The organism is Micromonospora sp. NPDC048947, from assembly GCF_040649495.1.
GTDB lineage: Bacteria > Actinomycetota > Actinomycetes > Mycobacteriales > Micromonosporaceae > Micromonospora > Micromonospora alfalfae.
In genome coordinates this window covers 1-17,153 of record NZ_JBEZFO010000002.1, presented here as the reverse complement: position 1 = coordinate 17,153, position 17,153 = coordinate 1, and the positions used below count along the sequence as shown (strand labels likewise).

At 70.0% G+C, this 17,153-nt stretch carries 14 protein-coding genes; 13 read left to right on the top strand and 1 reads right to left on the bottom strand.

Going from position 1 to position 17,153, the window contains the following annotated elements; genetic code table 11:
• Positions 1 to 36: 36 nt before the first annotated feature.
• Genes AB0B98_RS03415 through AB0B98_RS03370 form a run of 10 tightly spaced genes read left to right on the top strand, consistent with a single transcriptional unit; the run spans position 37 to position 9,807 of the window.
• Entirely contained in the window at positions 37 to 309 is a 273-nt protein-coding gene (locus AB0B98_RS03415; RefSeq protein ID WP_238668933.1) for an acyl carrier protein, read from the top strand.
• The gene (locus tag AB0B98_RS03410) at positions 306 to 1,409 is read left to right on the top strand and encodes a hypothetical protein (protein ID WP_357360616.1); all 1,104 of its coding nucleotides are present in this window, start codon (positions 306 to 308) and stop codon (positions 1,407 to 1,409) included. The genes AB0B98_RS03415 and AB0B98_RS03410 overlap by 4 nt, the downstream gene beginning before the upstream one ends.
• Positions 1,409 to 2,884 carry an AMP-binding protein gene (locus AB0B98_RS03405; RefSeq protein ID WP_357360614.1) on the top strand — a complete coding sequence of 492 codons (1,476 nt, stop codon included), beginning with the start codon at positions 1,409 to 1,411 and terminating at the stop codon, positions 2,882 to 2,884. Before AB0B98_RS03410 ends, AB0B98_RS03405 begins: the two co-directional genes overlap by 1 nt.
• A complete protein-coding gene (locus tag AB0B98_RS03400) occupies positions 2,877 to 4,151 on the top strand; it encodes an alanine racemase (RefSeq protein WP_357360612.1) in 1,275 nt (424 codons plus the stop codon). Before AB0B98_RS03405 ends, AB0B98_RS03400 begins: the two co-directional genes overlap by 8 nt.
• Complete coding sequence (locus AB0B98_RS03395; RefSeq protein ID WP_238668937.1) at positions 4,148 to 4,387, top strand: phosphopantetheine-binding protein; 240 nt, start codon at positions 4,148 to 4,150, stop codon at positions 4,385 to 4,387. The genes AB0B98_RS03400 and AB0B98_RS03395 overlap by 4 nt, the downstream gene beginning before the upstream one ends.
• On the top strand, positions 4,387 to 5,565 hold the full coding sequence (locus AB0B98_RS03390) for an acyl-CoA dehydrogenase family protein (protein ID WP_357360610.1): 1,179 nt from the start codon (positions 4,387 to 4,389) through the stop codon (positions 5,563 to 5,565). Before AB0B98_RS03395 ends, AB0B98_RS03390 begins: the two co-directional genes overlap by 1 nt.
• Positions 5,558 to 6,637: an acyl-CoA dehydrogenase gene (locus AB0B98_RS03385; RefSeq protein ID WP_357360608.1), complete on the top strand. Its 1,080-nt coding sequence runs from the start codon at positions 5,558 to 5,560 to the stop codon at positions 6,635 to 6,637. Before AB0B98_RS03390 ends, AB0B98_RS03385 begins: the two co-directional genes overlap by 8 nt.
• Positions 6,638 to 6,660: 23 nt before the next feature.
• Positions 6,661 to 7,530, top strand: coding sequence for a hypothetical protein (locus tag AB0B98_RS03380; RefSeq protein WP_357360606.1), 870 nt, complete (start codon positions 6,661 to 6,663; stop codon positions 7,528 to 7,530).
• The gene (locus AB0B98_RS03375; RefSeq protein WP_357360604.1) at positions 7,527 to 9,176 is read left to right on the top strand and encodes an amino acid adenylation domain-containing protein; all 1,650 of its coding nucleotides are present in this window, start codon (positions 7,527 to 7,529) and stop codon (positions 9,174 to 9,176) included. The genes AB0B98_RS03380 and AB0B98_RS03375 overlap by 4 nt, the downstream gene beginning before the upstream one ends.
• Positions 9,177 to 9,180: 4 nt before the next feature.
• Positions 9,181 to 9,807 carry a LysE family translocator gene (locus AB0B98_RS03370; protein ID WP_357360602.1) on the top strand — a complete coding sequence of 209 codons (627 nt, stop codon included), beginning with the start codon at positions 9,181 to 9,183 and terminating at the stop codon, positions 9,805 to 9,807.
• Positions 9,808 to 9,935: 128 nt separating this feature from the next.
• On the opposite strand, the gene AB0B98_RS03365 is transcribed toward AB0B98_RS03370, so the two are convergent.
• A complete protein-coding gene (locus tag AB0B98_RS03365) occupies positions 9,936 to 11,519 on the bottom strand; it encodes a hypothetical protein (protein ID WP_357360600.1) in 1,584 nt (527 codons plus the stop codon).
• Positions 11,520 to 12,018: 499 nt separating this feature from the next.
• Here AB0B98_RS03365 and AB0B98_RS03360 point away from each other — a divergent pair, with 499 nt between their 5' ends.
• The 3 genes from AB0B98_RS03360 (at position 12,019) to AB0B98_RS03350 (ending at position 17,015) form a co-directional block, all read left to right on the top strand.
• Complete coding sequence (locus AB0B98_RS03360; protein ID WP_238668944.1) at positions 12,019 to 13,131, top strand: ricin-type beta-trefoil lectin domain protein; 1,113 nt, start codon at positions 12,019 to 12,021, stop codon at positions 13,129 to 13,131.
• 201 nt (positions 13,132 to 13,332) lie between these two features.
• Positions 13,333 to 14,949 (top strand): protein kinase, encoded by a 1,617-nt coding sequence (locus AB0B98_RS03355; protein WP_357360598.1) that lies wholly within the window; start codon positions 13,333 to 13,335, stop codon positions 14,947 to 14,949.
• Between the two features lie 521 nt (positions 14,950 to 15,470).
• Positions 15,471 to 17,015 (top strand): non-reducing end alpha-L-arabinofuranosidase family hydrolase, encoded by a 1,545-nt coding sequence (locus AB0B98_RS03350; RefSeq protein ID WP_238668946.1) that lies wholly within the window; start codon positions 15,471 to 15,473, stop codon positions 17,013 to 17,015.
• Positions 17,016 to 17,153 lie beyond the last annotated feature (138 nt).

The window sequence follows — 17,153 nt, the reverse complement described above, 5'->3', positions numbered from 1 at the left end:
TCCGGCACCGCCGTCCACTCGGGAAGGAGCGACAGAGTGCCCACCGGAACCGCCGACCGCGCCGCAGTTGCGGCCACCGTCAAGCGGGTCGTCATCGCACAGTCCCAGCTGACGATCAGCGCCGGTCGGATCACCGAGACAGAGCCGCTCACCGGGCCGCTGCTGGACGTGACCTCGCTGGGCCTGCTCGCCGTAATGCTCAAGATCGAAGAAGAGCTCGGTGTCACGCTGCCCGACGATCTGTTCTCCGCCCCCCTACCGCGCACCGTGGGCGACCTGGTCGACCTCGTGCAGCGGGCCGCCCGATGAGCGGCTCCGCCGCCGAGTTCGGCGCGGCCCTCGATGCGCTGCCCGCCGACCTGTTCGACTGCGTGCAGGTCAACCTCGCGCTGCTGGCCGACGTGCGGCATGGACCCGGCACCCATCTGCGGCTCGGCGCGCGGCTCGCCTTCCGGCCCCGGCTCGACGACGGTTGGTGGACAGTCGAACCCGTTCCTGCCGACCAGGTGGATCACTCGGCCGGGCTCCTCGGCCTCGCAGTCGCCGAGCGCTGGGACGCCTGCCCGGCGGACCGGGTGCCCGAGTTGATCGCCGGGCGCGAGCCGCTCTACGTCGTCGCCGACGCCTACCACCTGCCGTGGCTTCCCTACGCCGGGCAGGAGCACATGCGGCACAGCTTCCTCGTGCACTCCCACGATGACGGCGTACGTGTCTGGGACGCCTACCGCAACGACACCCGATGGGGGCCGGCAGTACCGGGACACTGGGACCTGAACGTGAAGGACCTGGTCACGGCACTCGGCGACACCGCCGACGTGATCAGCTTCGGCACGGCGGCGCTGCCCGACCCGCGGCCGACGGTCGAGCTCGACGACCCGACCGAATACCTGGCCGCGTACGCCGACGCCCCGGACCCGGCTGCCGCGCTCGCCCGCCTGACCCTGCAGACCTGGCTGCTCGCACGGTCCCGGCTGCTGCACGCCACCAGCCGCGGAATGGAACTCCAGGAACATCTCGGGGCCTGGCAGGGGCTGGTTCAGCAGACCTACGTCGCGTGGCGGATGGCGCAGCGCGGCCGGCCGGCGTCGGAGGCCCCGCTGCGGCGACTCGGTGAGCTGCTGCACCGGGACCAGGCGCTCTTCGCCGTACCGGCGGCCGGCGGGCAGCAGTGGCGGCAGCACGTCGCCGAGGCTGCCGCGTCCGTCCTCCGCCTGCCCGTGCCAGTGGTGCTGGGTGGCGCCCGGTTCGACACCTCCCCCGAGTACGGCTCGTTGCGGATCGTCGAGATCGTCGAGCTGGTGGAACGGGTGGTCGGTGTGGAGTTGTCCGCCGACGATCTCGTGCCGGAGAACCTGCAGGACCTCGACGGCCTGTGCCGGATCGTCGCCCGCGCCGGGACCGGCGCCTAATGACCCTTCTGCACGAGCTCTTCGACACGGCGGCCCGGCGTGCCCCCGACGACGTGGCAGTCACCGCGGGCCCGGACCGAACCACCTTCGCCGAGGTGGTGACATCGGGTCGCCGGATCGCGGCCGGGCTGCTCGGGGCGGGGCTGCGCCGCGGTGACCGGCTGGTGATGGTGTCACCGCCGTCGGTGGTCCTGCCCGCCGTCCTGTACGCCGCGGCCCGCGTCGGTGTCATCTTCGTCGTCCTGCACGAACAGCTCCGGGGTGATCCGCTGCGACATGTGCTCGATGACTGTGAGCCGGCCCTGGTCCTCAGCGATGACGCGGAGGTCAGAGTCCTGGCGGCCGAGGCCGGGTCCGCGGCGGGCGACCTCAGCGGACTGGTGGCGCGGGCACCGCTGGACGGGCTGCCGCCGGGTGGTGAACCGCTGACAGTGGACCCGGTGTGTCTTGTCTACACCTCCGGTTCCACGGCTCGACCCAACGCGGTGGTCTCCACCCACCAGCAGATGCTGTTCGCTGTCGCGGCCATCCAGGACGCCGTCGGCTATCGCCGCGACGACGTGGTGTTCTGCCCGTCACCGGTCTCCTTCGACTACGGGCTGTACCAGCTCTTCCTCGGTGCGCTCAGCGGCGCTCGGATACACCTGGCCGGTCTGACCGTCACCGGGCCCGGCCTGACGGCGGCGCTCACCGCGACCGGCGCGACTGTGCTCGCGGCAGTCCCGTCGACGGCCGAGATGCTGGCCCGGCTGCTGGGCCGTGGTGGTGAGCCGCCGGAACTGCGGCTGCTCACCACCACCGGCGCGGCGATGCCCGCGGACCTGCTGCAGACGCTGCGGGCCCGGATGCCGACCCTGCGGACCCAGGTGATGTACGGCCTGACCGAATGCAAGCGGGTCGCCATCATGCCCCCGGACGGTGATCGGGAGCGGCCCGGGTCGAGCGGCCGGCCGCTGGCCGGGACGGAAGTGTTCGCCGTCGACAGTAAGGGACGTCGTCTGCCCGACGGTGCCGTCGGCGAGCTGGTGGTCCGCGGCCCGCATGTGATGTCCGGCTATTGGCGGCGTCCGGAGCTGACCGCCGACCGGTTCCGGGTGGAGGAGGGCCTCACCACCCAGCTGCGCACCGGCGACCAGGGCCGGGTGGAGACCGGGGGATGGGTCTACGTCGACGGTCGTACCGACGACATCTACAAGGAACGCGGATACCGGGTGAGCGCCACCGAGGTGGAGGCCGCGGCTCGCCGGATACCGCGGGTCACGTCCGTCGCGGTCCTGCCACCGCGCGACGGCGTGCGGTCGGTGCTGGTCGCCGTCACGGAGCTGGCGGCGGAGACGGTGCTGGACCAGCTGCGTGACCATCTCGAGGTTTTCAAGATCCCGCAACGGTGCGTGGTGGTCGACGGTCTGCCGCTGACCCACAACGGCAAGATCGACCGCAAGGCCCTGACCACCCTGGTGGCCGACAGTGCTTGACCACGAGCTGGCCCGCCACGTCGCGGCCACTGCCGGAACCCCGGCTTACGTGTACGACCTGGCAGCCGCGCGGGACAACCTCGCCGCCCTGCGCATCGCCCTGCCCGAGGGGACCGACACGTACTACTCGGTGAAGGCCAACCGGCACCCGGAACTGCTGCGCGCGCTGCGCGATGCCGGCAGTCGTGCCGAGGTCAGCTCGCCGGGCGAACTCAGCGCCGCTCTGGCGGCCGGCTGGGATCCCGGCACCATCCTGTACGCCGGTCCCGGCAAACGTGACGTCGATCTGCGCACCGCGCTCGCCGGGGGCGTGCGGCACTTCTCGGTGGACTCGCCGAACGCCCTGGACCAGCTGAACCGGTGTGCGGAAGCGGCTGGCGTGCCGGTGTGGTGCCTGCTGCGGATCAACGCCGACGCGCCCGCGTCCCGGCCCGGCCTGACCATGACCGGGGTGTCGTCGCCGTTCGGTGCCGACGCCCGCTGGGTGGCGACCGCCCCGGAGCGGTTCGGGCACCGGCCGCACGTGACAGTGACCGGGCTGCACCTCTACATGGGCACCAACCTGACCACCGTCGACGATCTGCTCGCCCAGTTCACCAGCAGCCTGCGCACCGCCGCCGACCTGCGCGAGGTGCTGCGCGCCCAAGGGGTACGCCTGGACGTGCTCGACCTCGGCGGCGGGTTCGGTGCGCCGTTCGCCCGGGCCGGCGGTCGCCTCGACCTGTCCGGGCTGCGTGAGCCGCTCACCGCCCTGATGGACGCGGAGGTACCGGACTGGCGGGACGGCCGACCCCGGATCGCCTTTGAATCGGGCCGCTACCTCGTCGGTACCGCCGGCACCCTGCTCACCCGGGTACTCGACGCGAAATCGTCGCACGGCAGCTACCTGGTCGTCCTCGAGTCAGGCATCAACCACCTCGGCGGCCTGTCGGGGCTGCGCCGCCTCCCACCGCTGGTGCCGAGCCTGATCCCGGTCGACGCTGCGGCACCCACAGCGGTCACGGTGCCGACCACCGTGTGCGGCCCGCTGTGCACTCCGCTGGACGTATGGGCGCGGGGCGTCGAACTGCCCCGGCTCGAACCCGGCGACCTGCTGGCTGTACCCAACGTCGGCGCCTATGGCCTGGACGCGAGCCTGCTCGCCTTCCTGGGCCACCCGCTGCCGGCCGAGGTGGTTCTCGACTCCACCGCCCCGGAACCGGCCACCTGGCACGTGTCCCGGATGGACCTGGTCCGTACCCCGATCTCCCTGGGAGAGCCGCTGTGAATCCGGAGTTCGTCGCGCTGCTGTCGCGTTTCCTCAAGTACGCCACCCCCGACCAGATCACCGCCGACGCCTCACTGCACGATCTGGGCCTGGACTCGATGCAGTCGATCGAGCTGCTCTTCGCCATCGAGGACGACTGTGGTGTCAGCCTTCCCGACGAGGCGTTGACCGAGAGCACGTTCGCCACTGCCGGAAGCCTCTGGGCGGCCGTGCGCAACGCTCGCGGTGACGCCTGATGACGGCGGTGGCGGCTACGGTCGTCGACCTGGCCGGGCGGGTGGAACGGGTCGCGGCGGTGGCCCGGGAACACGCCCGGCGTACCGACGATGAGGCGGTCTTCCCCACCGAGGCGCTGGCCGAACTGCGCGCATCCGGGCTGCTGGCGCTGGTCGTGCCGGCCGCGTACGGCGGGCTGGGCGGCGGCCCGGCGGAACTGATCGACTGCGCCGAGTCGCTGGCCCGCGCCGATCTGTCGGTGGCTCTGATCTTCGCGATGCACTGCCAGCAGGTCGCCACCGTCGCCAGGTACGGCGGCGATGAGCTGCGGGCGACTCTTCTGCCGCGCATCGCCGCTGGCGAACGCTATCTGGCGTCGGTGACCACCGCCGCGGGCACCGGTGGTCACCTGTTGTCCGCGAGCGCGCCGCTGCGGGACACCGGGGAAGGGCTGCTGATCGAGCGGTTCGCGCCGATCGTCACCGGCGGTGCCCACGCCGACGGCTTCCTCATCACCATGGGCAGCCCCGGCGCCGACGTACCCGGACAGGTCTGCCTCGTCTATGCCGAGCGCGAGCAGTTGGAGATCACCGAGTCGGGCCAGTGGCAACCGATGGGCATGCGGGCCAGCCACAGTGTGGCGCTACGGCTCACCGGTACGGTCCCCCGCCACCAGTTGGTCGGCGCGGAGCACGGGTTCCGGGAGATCTCGCTGGCCCTCTTCTCGCCGCTGGCCCACCTCGGCTGGGCCGCCTGCTGGCTGGGTGCCGCCGCCGGGGCGCTGTCCCGGGTGGCGACCCTGCTGCGCAGCCCCGACGGCCGGCGCCGATTCGACCATCAGTCCGAGTTGCTCCTGACCCGTCTGGGTCGGGCCCGCCATCGGATCGACGCCGTCCACGCGCTGCTGCGGCACACCCAGCGCATCGTCGAGGACGGCGGTGACCTGTCGACCGCGCCGGTGCAGATGCTGCTCAACGGCCTGAAGGTGACCGCTGCGGAGTCGTGCCGGCAGGCCGTCGAGGAACTCGTCGACGCGGTCGGGTTGCGGCACGGCTACTTCAAGGACTCGGACACCTACCTGGAACGGGTCCTGCGGGATCTGCGGTCGGCGTCGCTCAACTACCACAACGACCGGCTCGACCTCGCCGACGGACGGCACGTGCTGCTCGACCGGAAAGTCACCCATGTTGGTGGGTGAGCGAACGACAGGGTCCGGCGACGCGCTGGCCCGGGCCCTCACCGGTGACCGTCCGGTGTGGCCCGCTCTGGGGGCGTCCGGCGTCATCGCGTCCCTCTACGAGCCGGACGGACGCGTCAGTCCGGAACGGCTCGGCCGGCTGCTGGCCGCGGTGGACGCGTCCCAGCCGATCGGGGTCACACTGGGCGTCTGTGTGCAGGTCGCGGCGGCACTTCCGCTCCTGCGTACAGCCCTGCCGGATCATCCGCTGACCGCCGAGGTGACCGCCGGGCGGGCGGTGCTGGCGCTTGCCGCCACCGACAGCGGCCGTGGTTCGCAGCTGAGCTCGCTCGGCAGCGGCTACCGGATCGACGGCGACCGGCTCACCCTGACCGGCGCGAAACGGTGGATTACCAACGCGCGTACCGCCGACGCGTTTCTCGTGCTGGCCCGGCACGAGGAGGGCAGGCACTTCACCAGCTTCAGCTTCGTGCTGGTCCCGGCCGGCGCTCCCGGTGTAACGGTGACCCCGGCCCGCACCGAGTTGTTCGACGGGGCCGGGCTCGGCGACGTGACGTTCACCGGCGTACAGCTCCCCGCCACCGCCGTAGTCGGCGGCCGTGGCCGGGGGATGGCACTGTTCGCCCGGCACATCGCCACCGAACGGCTGGCCGGTGGTCTGTGGGCGGTCGCCCTGTGCCGGCGTGTGCTGACCGACACCGTGGAACGCCTGCGCCGGCTCGACGACGGCGGCACCTCTCTCTGGCACGACCCGGGCGTACGGCGGCACGTGGCCGGATGCCTGGCCCGCGTTCACGAACTCCGCGCGGTGTGCGTGACCGCCGGCCCGCTGGTCGCCACGCGGCACGATCCCGCAGCCGCGGCCCGGGTGAAGATCGCCACCGCCGACACCGTCGACCACGTGCTCGGTGAATGCGCCCGCCTGCACGGCGCGGACGGGTTCGTCGACGACGGCGTCCAGCGCCTGCGCACGGAGGCGGCGGTGTTCGGCATCGGTGGCGGTGTCGGCGAGGTGGCCCGTGAGCTGCTCGCCGACCGGGCCGACGACCTCCTGCACGGTCTCGCATGGTGACGGTGGTCCGGGAAGGGGGAACGATGACGAACTGGGCGGATCTGAGCTGCTACACCAGCAACCTGGCCGCCTACCTGGCCCCCGGGCGGCCGCACCTGCGGTCCGAACTGGCCGACGCGGTTCGTCTCGCGGTCCTCCCCGCGACGACGGCACTGTCGCACCACACCCGTATCGACGGTGGCAGCCTGGGATATGTCGGGACGGGCCGGTGGGCGGAGGCCACGGCCGGGATCGCCGCTGAGCTGGAGACCCACGGCAAGGTCCTGGCGGTCGCAAACACCGAACAGCTGCAGTGGTCTCCCGAGTACCAGCGCCGCGCGACGCCGCACTGGGTGCTGCTGACCGGCCGGCCCGGAGGCGGTTGGCAGGTGGAGGACCACTTCGCCGCGACGACCCCGCACGGCGATCATCGGCCGTACCACGGGCAGGTCACCGAGGACGAGCTGAAGGTGCTGCTCACGCCGGTCACCACGGCGTCCGGTGAGGTAGCCAACCGCGATCGGCACGCCCTCGGCGAGCCCGTCGAGGTGCCACCGCCATCGCAGTATCGCTGGCTGGCTCGTACCGCTGCGGTGCGTACTCCCGTGGAGCCGGGATGGCTCACCGGCTCGGACGCGGTGACGCATCTCGCCGCGGTGGTCGAGGACCGGGCAAGGCTCGCCGCTCTGGCCGACGACCTGTGGGCGGCCAGCCGGCACCAGCTCTTCCGCCACCGGGTCCGGTCGGCCGCCGGGCTGACCGACCCGACGGCCGCCGCTGCCGCTGTCTCCGCGTGGGAGGAACTCCCACGGGCTCTGCGGTTCGCCGTGGAGTCGGCCGACCGTGGGCGGCCCCGGCCGGGTGTGGTCCGTGCCGCGTTCGACCGGATCATCACCGAGGGGGCGACCGCGTGAACACGCTGTACGACTGGTTCGCCGAGTCCGCCGCCCAGCATCGGGATCGGATCGCGCTGGACCTGGGCGTCAACCGGCTCCGGTACGGGGAACTCGACGATCTCGCCGGCCGGGTCGCCGCCGCGGTGGTGCGCCGGCTCGGACAGCCCCCGAACCGGCTGGGGCTGCTCGCGGCTCGCAGCGCCGGTGCGTACGCCGGATATCTCGCCGCGTACCGGCTGGGCGCCACGGTCGTGCCGCTCAATCCGGCGTATCCGCCCGCGCGGACCGCGGCCGTCGCCACGGCGGCCGAGCTGGACCTGGTCCTCGCCGACGCCGGTGGCAGCGCCGGTGCGGTGCCGGTGCTACCTGTCGACGACAGTGCTCTCGCCGCGCTCCCACCTGCCAACGGGGTGGCCGCACATTGGGCGGACGCGGCCCGTCCGGCGTACATCATGTTCACCTCCGGATCGACCGGGACGCCGAAAGGCGTGCCGGTGACCCATGCCAACGTGCTCGCCTTCCTGCGGGCCGTGGCCGGACGCGCGGAGCTGACCAGCGACGCCCGGGTGTCCCAGATGTTCGACCTCACCTTCGACCCGTCGATCTTCGACCTGTTCGCCACCTGGGGCGCCGGCGCGACGGTGGTGGTGCCGCAACCGGCCGACCTGATGGCGGCGGTCCGGTTCGTCCGGCAACGCGAGATCACCCATTGGAGTTCGGTGCCGTCGGTGATCGCCATCGCGCGGCGGCTACGGCAGTTGGGCCCGGACCGGATGCCGACGTTGCGATGGAGCATGTTCTGCGGCGAGCCGCTGTCCGTCGACGCTGCGGCCGCCTGGCGGGCTGCCGCGCCGAACAGCGTCATCGAGAACATGTACGGACCCACCGAACTCACGGTCACCTGCACCGGCTACCGCCTGCCGGCATCGCCCGCCGAATGGCCGGCCACCACCAACGGCACCGTGCCCATCGGGGAGCCCTACCCGGCGGTCGACTGGCTGCTGCTCGACGAGGACCTGCGCCCCGCAGCCGAGGGAGAGCTGTGCGTCCGGGGCCCGCAGCGGTTCCCGGGTTATCTCGACCCGGCGGACGACAGCGAGCGGTTCGTCACCGAAGCCTCCGGCAGTTACCGGCTCCGCCATGGCACGCCGTCCGGATCGGACTGGTACCGGACCGGAGACCGGGTCCGCCACGAGAACGGCCGGTTGATCCACCTCGGCCGGCTGGACCACCAGGTGAAGGTGTCCGGATACCGCGTCGAGCTCGGCGAGATCGAGGCGGTCGCCCGGCAACACCCGGAGGTGGCGCAGGCTGTCGCCCTGGCCCTCGCCGTGCCGACGGGCGGTGTGGAGCTGCACCTCGCCTACGAGGGGCCGGTGGTCGACGAGGAGCGGCTGCTGGCCATGCTGCGGGCCACGCTTGCTCCGTTCATGGTGCCCCGCCGGCTCACGCGGTTCGCGGCCCTGCCGCTCACCGCCAACGGCAAGATCGACCGGGGCCTGCTCGGCCGTGTCCTGCGGTCAGTTCAACTTCCGGGACAGGGCCCGGGTGGCGCGTCGCATCAGCTGCCGAACGGCGGGGGACCGGTCGCCGGCCCGGACGGTGGCGCGGATCTGTCGGTTCGGGCATCCATTGTCCCGAGTGTGGGCGGCATGCCAACCTGACTGGGTGCCACTGGATCCGCGGCTGCTCGCCGCGTTCACGCTCGCCACTGTCGTCGCTACGCTGGCGCCGGGCCCGGACATGCTGTTCGTACTCGGTTCCGGGATGCGTGGTGGCCCGCGTACCGGGCTGCTCGCCACGGCCGGCATCGCGACCGGCGAGGCCATCCACGTCATCGCCGCGGCCGCCGGGCTCAGCGCGCTGTTCACGGCGGTGCCCGAGGCGTTCACCGCGTTGCGCCTCGCTGGTGCCGTCTACCTGGCCTACCTGGGCATCCAGATGATCCGGCAGTCCGGTGACCTGGTGGTGTCCACCGGTGACGGCGTGCCCATCTCGGCTCGCCGTGCCTACCTCACGGGCTTCCTCACGAATCTGTCCAACCCGAAGATGATCATCTTCTCGGTCGCGTTTCTTCCCCAGTTCGTCGATCCGTCGCTGGGGTCGGTGTGGATCCAGTTCGCTGTGCTCGGCGCCATCCTGATCTGCCTGGAGTTCCTGATCGACGGTGGGGTGGGCGTCTTCGCCGGTCGGGTCGGAGGTTGGCTGAGACGCCGTCGTACCGTGCGCCGTTGGGTCGACACCGGTACCGGCGGCATCCTGATCGCGCTGGGACTGCGGCTGGCGGTGGAGTAGCAGCGCGTCGTCGCGCGTTCGTCCGCTGGAAGGCATCCGGTCCCGCAACGGGTCCGGTCTGCGTGACCGAACCAGTGCGGGACCGGATGCCTGTCTCCTGTTACCCGGGTGCCGGGGCGAGCGGGTGATCAGCCGAAGCAGTTGGGCACCGGCGGTGAGCTGGGTGTGCAGTTGGTGGGCCGGTTGCCGGTGATGGCCGTCTTCTGGTCCACAGTGACCTGGCCGCCGTCGTTGAAGATCCCGCCGGGTGCCAGGGTGGAGATGTTGTCGGTGACCTTGCTTTCGGTGAGGGTGAGCGTGGCGTTGTTGTAGATGCCGCCGCCCTGCGAGCTGGAGCCGATGGCCCTGTTCCGGTCGACGTGCGTGCGGCGCAGTACGACGGTGCCGCTGCCGTTGTAGACGCCACCGCCGTGTTCGATGGTGCTGTTCGTGCTGGCGACGTTCTCGCTGATCCGGCTCTCTTCGGCCACGAACTGGTTGATCTGGTTGAACACGCCGCCGCCGCGTTGGCCGGCCTCGTTGTGGTGGACGTTGCCGTGCTTGAGGCGGAAGTCGCCGTCGGTGAAGATTCCGCCGCCCTCACTGCCGGCTCGGTTGTCGTTGATCTCGACGTTCCTGGCCTCGGTGGTGGAGTTGATGCCGCCGCGGATGCCACCGCCGCGGAAGCCCGCGGTGTTGTTGTCCAGGTGGACGTTGTCGAGCACCGCGACCTGGCTGTTCGACAACCCGCCGCCAGCGCCGCCGATCGGCACGATGTTGAAGGTGCCGATCGTGTTGTTGTAGCTCAGTCGGGTGTTCTGCACTGTGAGGTTGCCGTTGTTGTAGATGCCTCCGCCGTCGAACACGGCGCTGTTGTTGCTGATGGTGCTGCCTCGGTCCTTCTTCCCGTCCTTGTCCTTGCTGTCCCAGTCCTTGCCGTTGCCGTGGTCGTTCCCGCCGAGGATCTTCGTGACGCCGTAGTTGGCGATGCCGCCACCCGGGCCGTTGGTGTGGTTGTAGACCACCTCGGTGTTCTCGATGACGGCCCTGCCGCCGATGTCGATCCGGATGCCACCGCCGCCCTGGCCGATCCCACCCTCGGCCAGGCCGCCCTTGATGGTGGCGTCGCGCAGCGTCAGGTCGCCGCCGGTTCCGACTTCGAGGATCCGGAACGGGGTGGCATTGGCCGCGCGGACGATTGTGGATCCGTTTCCGTCGATCACGACGTGCTGGGTGATGATCGGCAGGCCGACCGCGCCGAAGGGCACCGGCGGCTGGGGTGCGGACCTGTTGAGCGTGTAGGTGCACTTCTCGGCGAGGCGGAGCTTCGCCCCGGAGTCGGCGTTCGCGCGGACGATCGCCGCGATCAGCTCGTCGGCGTTGCAGGGTACGGACCGGAAGTCGTCGCGATGGTCGTCCTCTTTCTTGTGGTCCCTGCCGTCGCGGCCACCCGGGTCCTGGCCTCCGTGGTCGTCGCCGCTGCCCCGGCTGCCGTCGGCGAGGACCTGCGCTCCGGCGTTCGACGGGCTGCCGTCGTTCTTCCCGGCTGCCCCGCTCACTCCCGCCGAGGTGAAGGCGGCCAGACCGAGCACTCCGGTCAACCCGGCCGCCCCGGCGACGAGCCAACGCGCCCGGCGCCTCTTCGGCAGCGGGGCCTGGTCGGCCGCCACTTCGCTCATCTTCGGGTGTAGATAGTTGGACATCGAGCTACCCAGCCCTTCTCGGTACACCATGTTTCCGCACGTCGCAGTCGGTGCAGAAGGCGACAAATCGGCTATCGCCACCAAGGCGAAAGTAGTCGAGCGAAGCTCACATCAACCGGGCTTATGCGAAAAAGACCTACATTCGACCTAAGCGCCACAATCGTTCCGCTGGCCTCACCCGATCCCACCTGCCCCACTGGTGTCGAAGGCGGCCCGCTCGGCGTGCATCACCGCCTCCAACTCGTCCTTCATGAAGCCGGAGCATCCCTGGCGTCGGGACACGCCGACTTCGCGAAAACGGAGTGGATCACTCGCTCGGCCCAGCGAGGCGGGCATCGCGCTGGTTCGGCGCCGCGACCCGGGTTGCTGGCACGCTTGACGTGGGCGAGGTCAGCGACAAGAATTTACATGAATCGTTGTTAGCGTTAACAGACCGTCTCAGTGCTGCGACGGCATCGTCATGCCGATGTCGCGTCGGTCGCGATGGCCTGATTCCTCGGTCAGCACTACCACTGCAGGGGAGAAATCTATGCGAACGAGGGCAAGATGGCTCGCGGCGACTGCCGCACTCGGTGTTGTCCTCGCCGGGGTGCTGACCTCGACCGGACCGGCCAACGCGGAATCCAACGGCGGGGTGCGGGTCATGCCCCTCGGCGACTCCATCACCGAAGGCACCCAGGTGCCGGGCGGGTACCGCATCGGGCTCTGGCAGCGGCTCGTCAACGGTCGGTACACTGTGGACTTCGTCGGGTCGCAGTTCAACGGGCCTGCCAGCCTGGGTGACCACGACCACCAGGGTCATCCCGGCTGGCGCATCGACCAGATCGACGCGAACATCGTCGGCTGGCTGAACACCCAGCGGCCGCAGACCGTTCTGCTGCACATCGGCACCAACGACATCCTGCAGAACTACAACGTGAGCACCGCGCCGAACCGGCTCTCCACCCTGATCGACCGGATCACCACAACGGCTCCCACCGCAGAGGTGTTCGTCGCGCAGATCATCCCGCTCTCCAACAGCAACCAGGAGGCGGCCGCACGCACGTTCAACGCGGCGATCCCCGGCATCGTGCAGAGCAAGGTGAACGCCGGCAAGAAGGTACGCCTGGTCGACATGCACAGCGCACTCACCACCGCTGACCTGATCGACGGCGTCCACCCCACCGCCGGCGGTTACGACAAGATGGCCGCCCGCTGGTACAGCGCGTTGCAGTCGGTGCCCGGCAGCATCGGCAACCCGGGCAGCGGCACCGGGCAGACCACCGCGATCGTGGGTACCTTGTCCGGTCGCTGCGTCGACGTCCCCGGCTCCTCCACCACGAACGGCACCCAGGTGCAGTTGTGGGACTGTCACGGCCGCACCAACCAGCAGTGGACCTACACGAGCAGCAAGACGCTGACCGTGTACGGCAACAAGTGCCTCGATGCAGCCGGCTACGGCACCTCGCCAGGCACCCTGGTCACCATCTACGACTGCCACGGCGGAACGAACCAGCAGTGGAACGTCAACGCCAACGGCACCATCACCGGCGTGCAGTCCGGCCTCTGCCTGGACCCGTACAACGTGGGTACCGGCAACGGCACGAAGCTCGTCCTCTGGACCTGCACCGGTCAGGCCAACCAGCAGTGGAGCCGCCGATAACCTGTGCGGCGGCGCCGGGTGGTCGGATCGCTGACGGTCCGACCACCGTCGTCCCCTCTGCTGCCCACTCTCCGGACGGCATCGACCGGGTTCGGTGGGCGGACGATAGGCTGCGGCCGGCATCGGAGTGACCTGAGGGGAACGGGTACGGGTGATGGGCGGAACGGCTCGCGCGGTGGTCGCGCTCTGCGGGCATCTGGCGTGAGCGACGGGTTGCGTCTCGGTGACCCGGCACGCCTCGGTGGGTACGAGGTGCTCGACCGGCTCGGCGACGGGGGCATGGGCAGTGTCTTCCTGGCCCGTTCACCGCAGGGTCGGCTGGTGGCGGTCAAGGTCGTCCGTGCCGAACTCTCCCACGACGAGGAGTTCCGGGGTCGGTTCCGTAGTGAGGTGAACCGCGCCCGCCAGGTTCCACCGTTCTGCACAGCCGAGGTCCTGGACGCCGACCCGGACCATGACCCGCCGTATCTGGTGGTGGAGTACGTCGATGGCCCCAGCCTGGCCGAGGTGGTTCGAACGCAGGGCCCGCTGGAGGCGGCGCGGCTGCACAGCATCGCGGTTGGGGTGGCCACCGCGCTCACCGCCATCCACGGCGCTGCGGTGATCCATCGCGACCTGAAGCCGGCGAACGTCCTGGTCGCACCGGGTGGGATCAAGGTCATCGACTTCGGCATCGCCCGAGCGTTCGAGGCGACGAGCCAGCACACCCGGACCAACCAGATGGTCGGGACCCTCTCGTACATGGCTCCGGAGCGGTTCGACACGACTTCCGGCCGTCCGGCGGGCCCGGCCGCGGACATCTTCGCCTGGGGTGCCCTGGTCGCCTACGCCGCGACCGGGCGCAGCCCGTTCGGGGGCGACTCACCTACCGCCACCGCCATGCGAATCCTCACTCAACCACCGGACCTGACCGGGCTCGATGGGCCGTTGCGGGAGTTGGTCTCCCGCGCGTTGGAGAAGGACCCGGCTGCCCGGCCCACCGCCCGGGAGTTGCTCGACGGGTTGTTGACGGCAGCGTCTCCGGTGGGCGCCGGCGGGCCGGCCGAGCTCCCGGGCGCGACGCCGTCGAGTGTGCCGCCCGCTCCCGGTGGTGATGATCAGGGCGCGGGGTCGATGCCATCGGGTCCGGCCACTGGCGGTCGCGGGGGTTCACGCGGGCGTGGCTGGCTCATCGCTCTGGGCGCGACCGCCGCGGTGATCGCCGTGCTGGTGCCCGCTGTCCTGTTCGGTCCGAAACTGTTCGACGGGCAGTCCAAAGCGGACCTGGCCGGCTCGCCGCCGAGCGGTGGCCCGGAGACGAGCGGTCCGGCGGCCACGGCGTCCACGCCCGCGTCGGGCAAGCCGTCCGCCTCAGCGTCGGCCAGCACGGACCCGACCCAGGCCATGCTGGCTGGTCAGCGGCGAATCCTGCTGCACGTGGTGGAGATCGACCGTGACCTGTCGCTGCCGTCTCACGGCGAGCTCGAGGTCGGCAACGGAACCGGCAAGGACGCGCTCTTCGTGCTTGAACCAGTCGGTGTCGACTACATGATCAAATCGGTGAATCCGGAGATCGCCCACCGACCCTGTCTCGGCGTCAAGGTCGATTCAGAAGGGTACTCGGCGCTGGTGGGAGCCGACTGCCGGCCGACCAAGGCAACTCTGTTCGCGATGAGCCGTGAGGGCAGGGACGACAAGGGGCGCCCCTCCTACGCCATCATCAGCGAAGAGTACGGCCCGGTGCAGTGGAGCCCGACCAAGAAGGAGATCTTCGTCGAGTTTCTCGGCGACGCGCCGCTGAACACCACGTTCAGCCTTGTCGATCGAGGCGCTGTCTGACTCGGACGTACCCCCCGGCCCCTGCGGACCAGCCGCCGGCCGGCTCTGATGCGCAGATGATCGCTTTCTGACCGTCGCCGCGCCAGCGCTCCCGCCGGTCGTCAGGCTGCGTTCATCGGCACCGCCAGCAAGCTGCGGGCGATGGGCAGTCGTCGATGTTAACGCGCTCGTGGGGCCTCCTCAAGGGCCCGGCGATGGTCCGTGCGGGGGATCTGGGTCGATGCCTGCGGGAATGCGGTTCAAGTCGTTTCACCCCAAGATCCGCAGCCCGGCAGCGGAAGATGTTCCCAGCGCATTACGTCTTGACGAACGGCATGTTATCGCTCACAGTCGATGCCTAAGGACGACGAGACCTCGGCTTTCCGGGCAAGCCCTGCTTCGTCGATCTCGAATCAGGCGTGCGCCACAGCTCGCCGGCGTCTTGTTAACGCTAACTATCTGACGTCTGCGCGCTCGGCCACGCGTCGCGGTACGCCCATCCTCGGGCAGGCCGTTCGGCTCTTGGTCACTGGAGGAGGATCATGTCTGCCCTCGATAGGTCTCCATCGATCGCAACGCCGTCACGGCGGCGACGGTGGTGGTTGCCCCGCATCCTCGCCGCCAGCGCTGCGGCGTTGATGGTCGGTGGTGCCGCCGTAACTGTGGTGTCGTCACCCGCCGCCGCGGCGACGGTCGACACGAACGCGTGGTACGTGTTGGTCAACCGCAACAGCGGCAAGGCCCTGGACGTCTACAACCTGGCCACGAATGACGGTGCCCGGATCACCCAGTGGGCCCGCAACAACGGCAACCAGCAGCAGTGGCAGTTCGTCGACTCCGGTGGTGGCTACTACCGGGTGAAGTCGCGGCTGTCCGGCAAGGTGCTGGACGTCTCGGGCTTCTCGACCGCCAACGGTGGCAGCATCGTGCAGTGGAGTGATCTCAACGGCACTAACCAGCAGTTCCGGCTGGCCGACTCGGACAGCGGCTACGTCCGGTTGATCAACCGGAACAGCAACAAGGTGATGGAGGTGCAGGGCGCCTCGACCGCCGACGGCGGAAACATCGTGCAGTACGACGACTGGAACGGCGCGAACCAGCAGTGGCAGTTCGTCCGCGTCGGCGGTGGGACCGACCCCACCACGCCGCCGCCGACCACCCCGCCGCCGGGCGGCACGTGTGACCTGCCCTCGACGTACCGGTGGTCCTCCACCGGAGTGTTGGCGAACCCGAAGTCGGGTTGGGTGTCGCTGAAGGACTTCACAGTCGCCCCGTACAACGGCCAGCAGCTGGTCTACGCCACCACGCACGACTTCGGTAGCAGCTGGGGCTCGATGAACTTCAGCCTCTTCTCGAACTACTCACAGATGGCCTCGGCCACCCAGAACACGATGAACTCCGGGACTGTCGCGCCGTCGCTGTTCTACTTCGCGCCGAAGAACATCTGGGTGCTCACCTACCAGTGGGGTGGCACGGCGTTCTCCTACCGGACCTCGACCAACCCCACCAACGCGAACGGTTGGTCCGCGGCGCAGCCGCTGTTCACCGGAAGCATCACCGGCTCCGGTACCGGTCCGATCGATCAGACGATCATCGGTGACGGTACGAACATGTACCTCTTCTTCGCCGGCGACAACGGCAAGATCTACCGGGCCAGCATGCCGATCGGGAACTTCCCGGGCAACTTCGGCAGTAGCTACACGACCATCATGAGCGACACCACCAACAACCTGTTCGAGGCCGTTCAGGTCTACAAGCTGCAGGGTCTGAACAAGTACCTCATGATCGTCGAGGCGATCGGCTCGACGGGCCGCTACTTCCGTTCGTTCACGGCGACCAGCCTGAACGGTTCGTGGACGCCGCAGGCCGCGTCCCAGAGCAACCCGTTCGCGGGCAAGGTCAACAGCGGTGCGACCTGGACCAACGACATCAGCCACGGTGAGCTGCTGCGCACCAACGCCGACCAGACGATGACCGTCGACGCCTGCAACCTGCAACTGCTCTACCAGGGTCGTTCCCCCAGCTCCGACGGCGTCGACTACGGCCTGCTGCCGTACCGGCCGGGCCTGCTGACCCTGCAACGCTGACCGATTTGAACAAGCTCGACTGACCCGGAACGGGGGGGGGCGGGGGGCCCCCCCCCCCCCCCCCCCCCCCCGCCCCGCCCCCCCCCCCCCCCCCCCCCCCCCCAGCAGCGCCCGGGGGACCGCCACCAGCCCGACCCA

Coding starts and splice junctions, on each gene's coding strand:
- AB0B98_RS03410 (WP_357360616.1), top strand. CDS start 306: ATGAGCGGCTCCGCCGCCGAGTTCGGCGCGGCCCTCGATGCGCTGCCC.
- AB0B98_RS03405 (WP_357360614.1), top strand. CDS start 1,409: ATGACCCTTCTGCACGAGCTCTTCGACACGGCGGCCCGGCGTGCCCCC.
- AB0B98_RS03390 (WP_357360610.1), top strand. CDS start 4,387: ATGACGGCGGTGGCGGCTACGGTCGTCGACCTGGCCGGGCGGGTGGAA.
- AB0B98_RS03380 (WP_357360606.1), top strand. CDS start 6,661: ATGACGAACTGGGCGGATCTGAGCTGCTACACCAGCAACCTGGCCGCC.
- AB0B98_RS03365 (WP_357360600.1), bottom strand. CDS start 11,519: ATGGTGTACCGAGAAGGGCTGGGTAGCTCGATGTCCAACTATCTACAC.
- AB0B98_RS03360 (WP_238668944.1), top strand. CDS start 12,019: ATGCGAACGAGGGCAAGATGGCTCGCGGCGACTGCCGCACTCGGTGTT.
- AB0B98_RS03350 (WP_238668946.1), top strand. CDS start 15,471: ATGTCTGCCCTCGATAGGTCTCCATCGATCGCAACGCCGTCACGGCGG.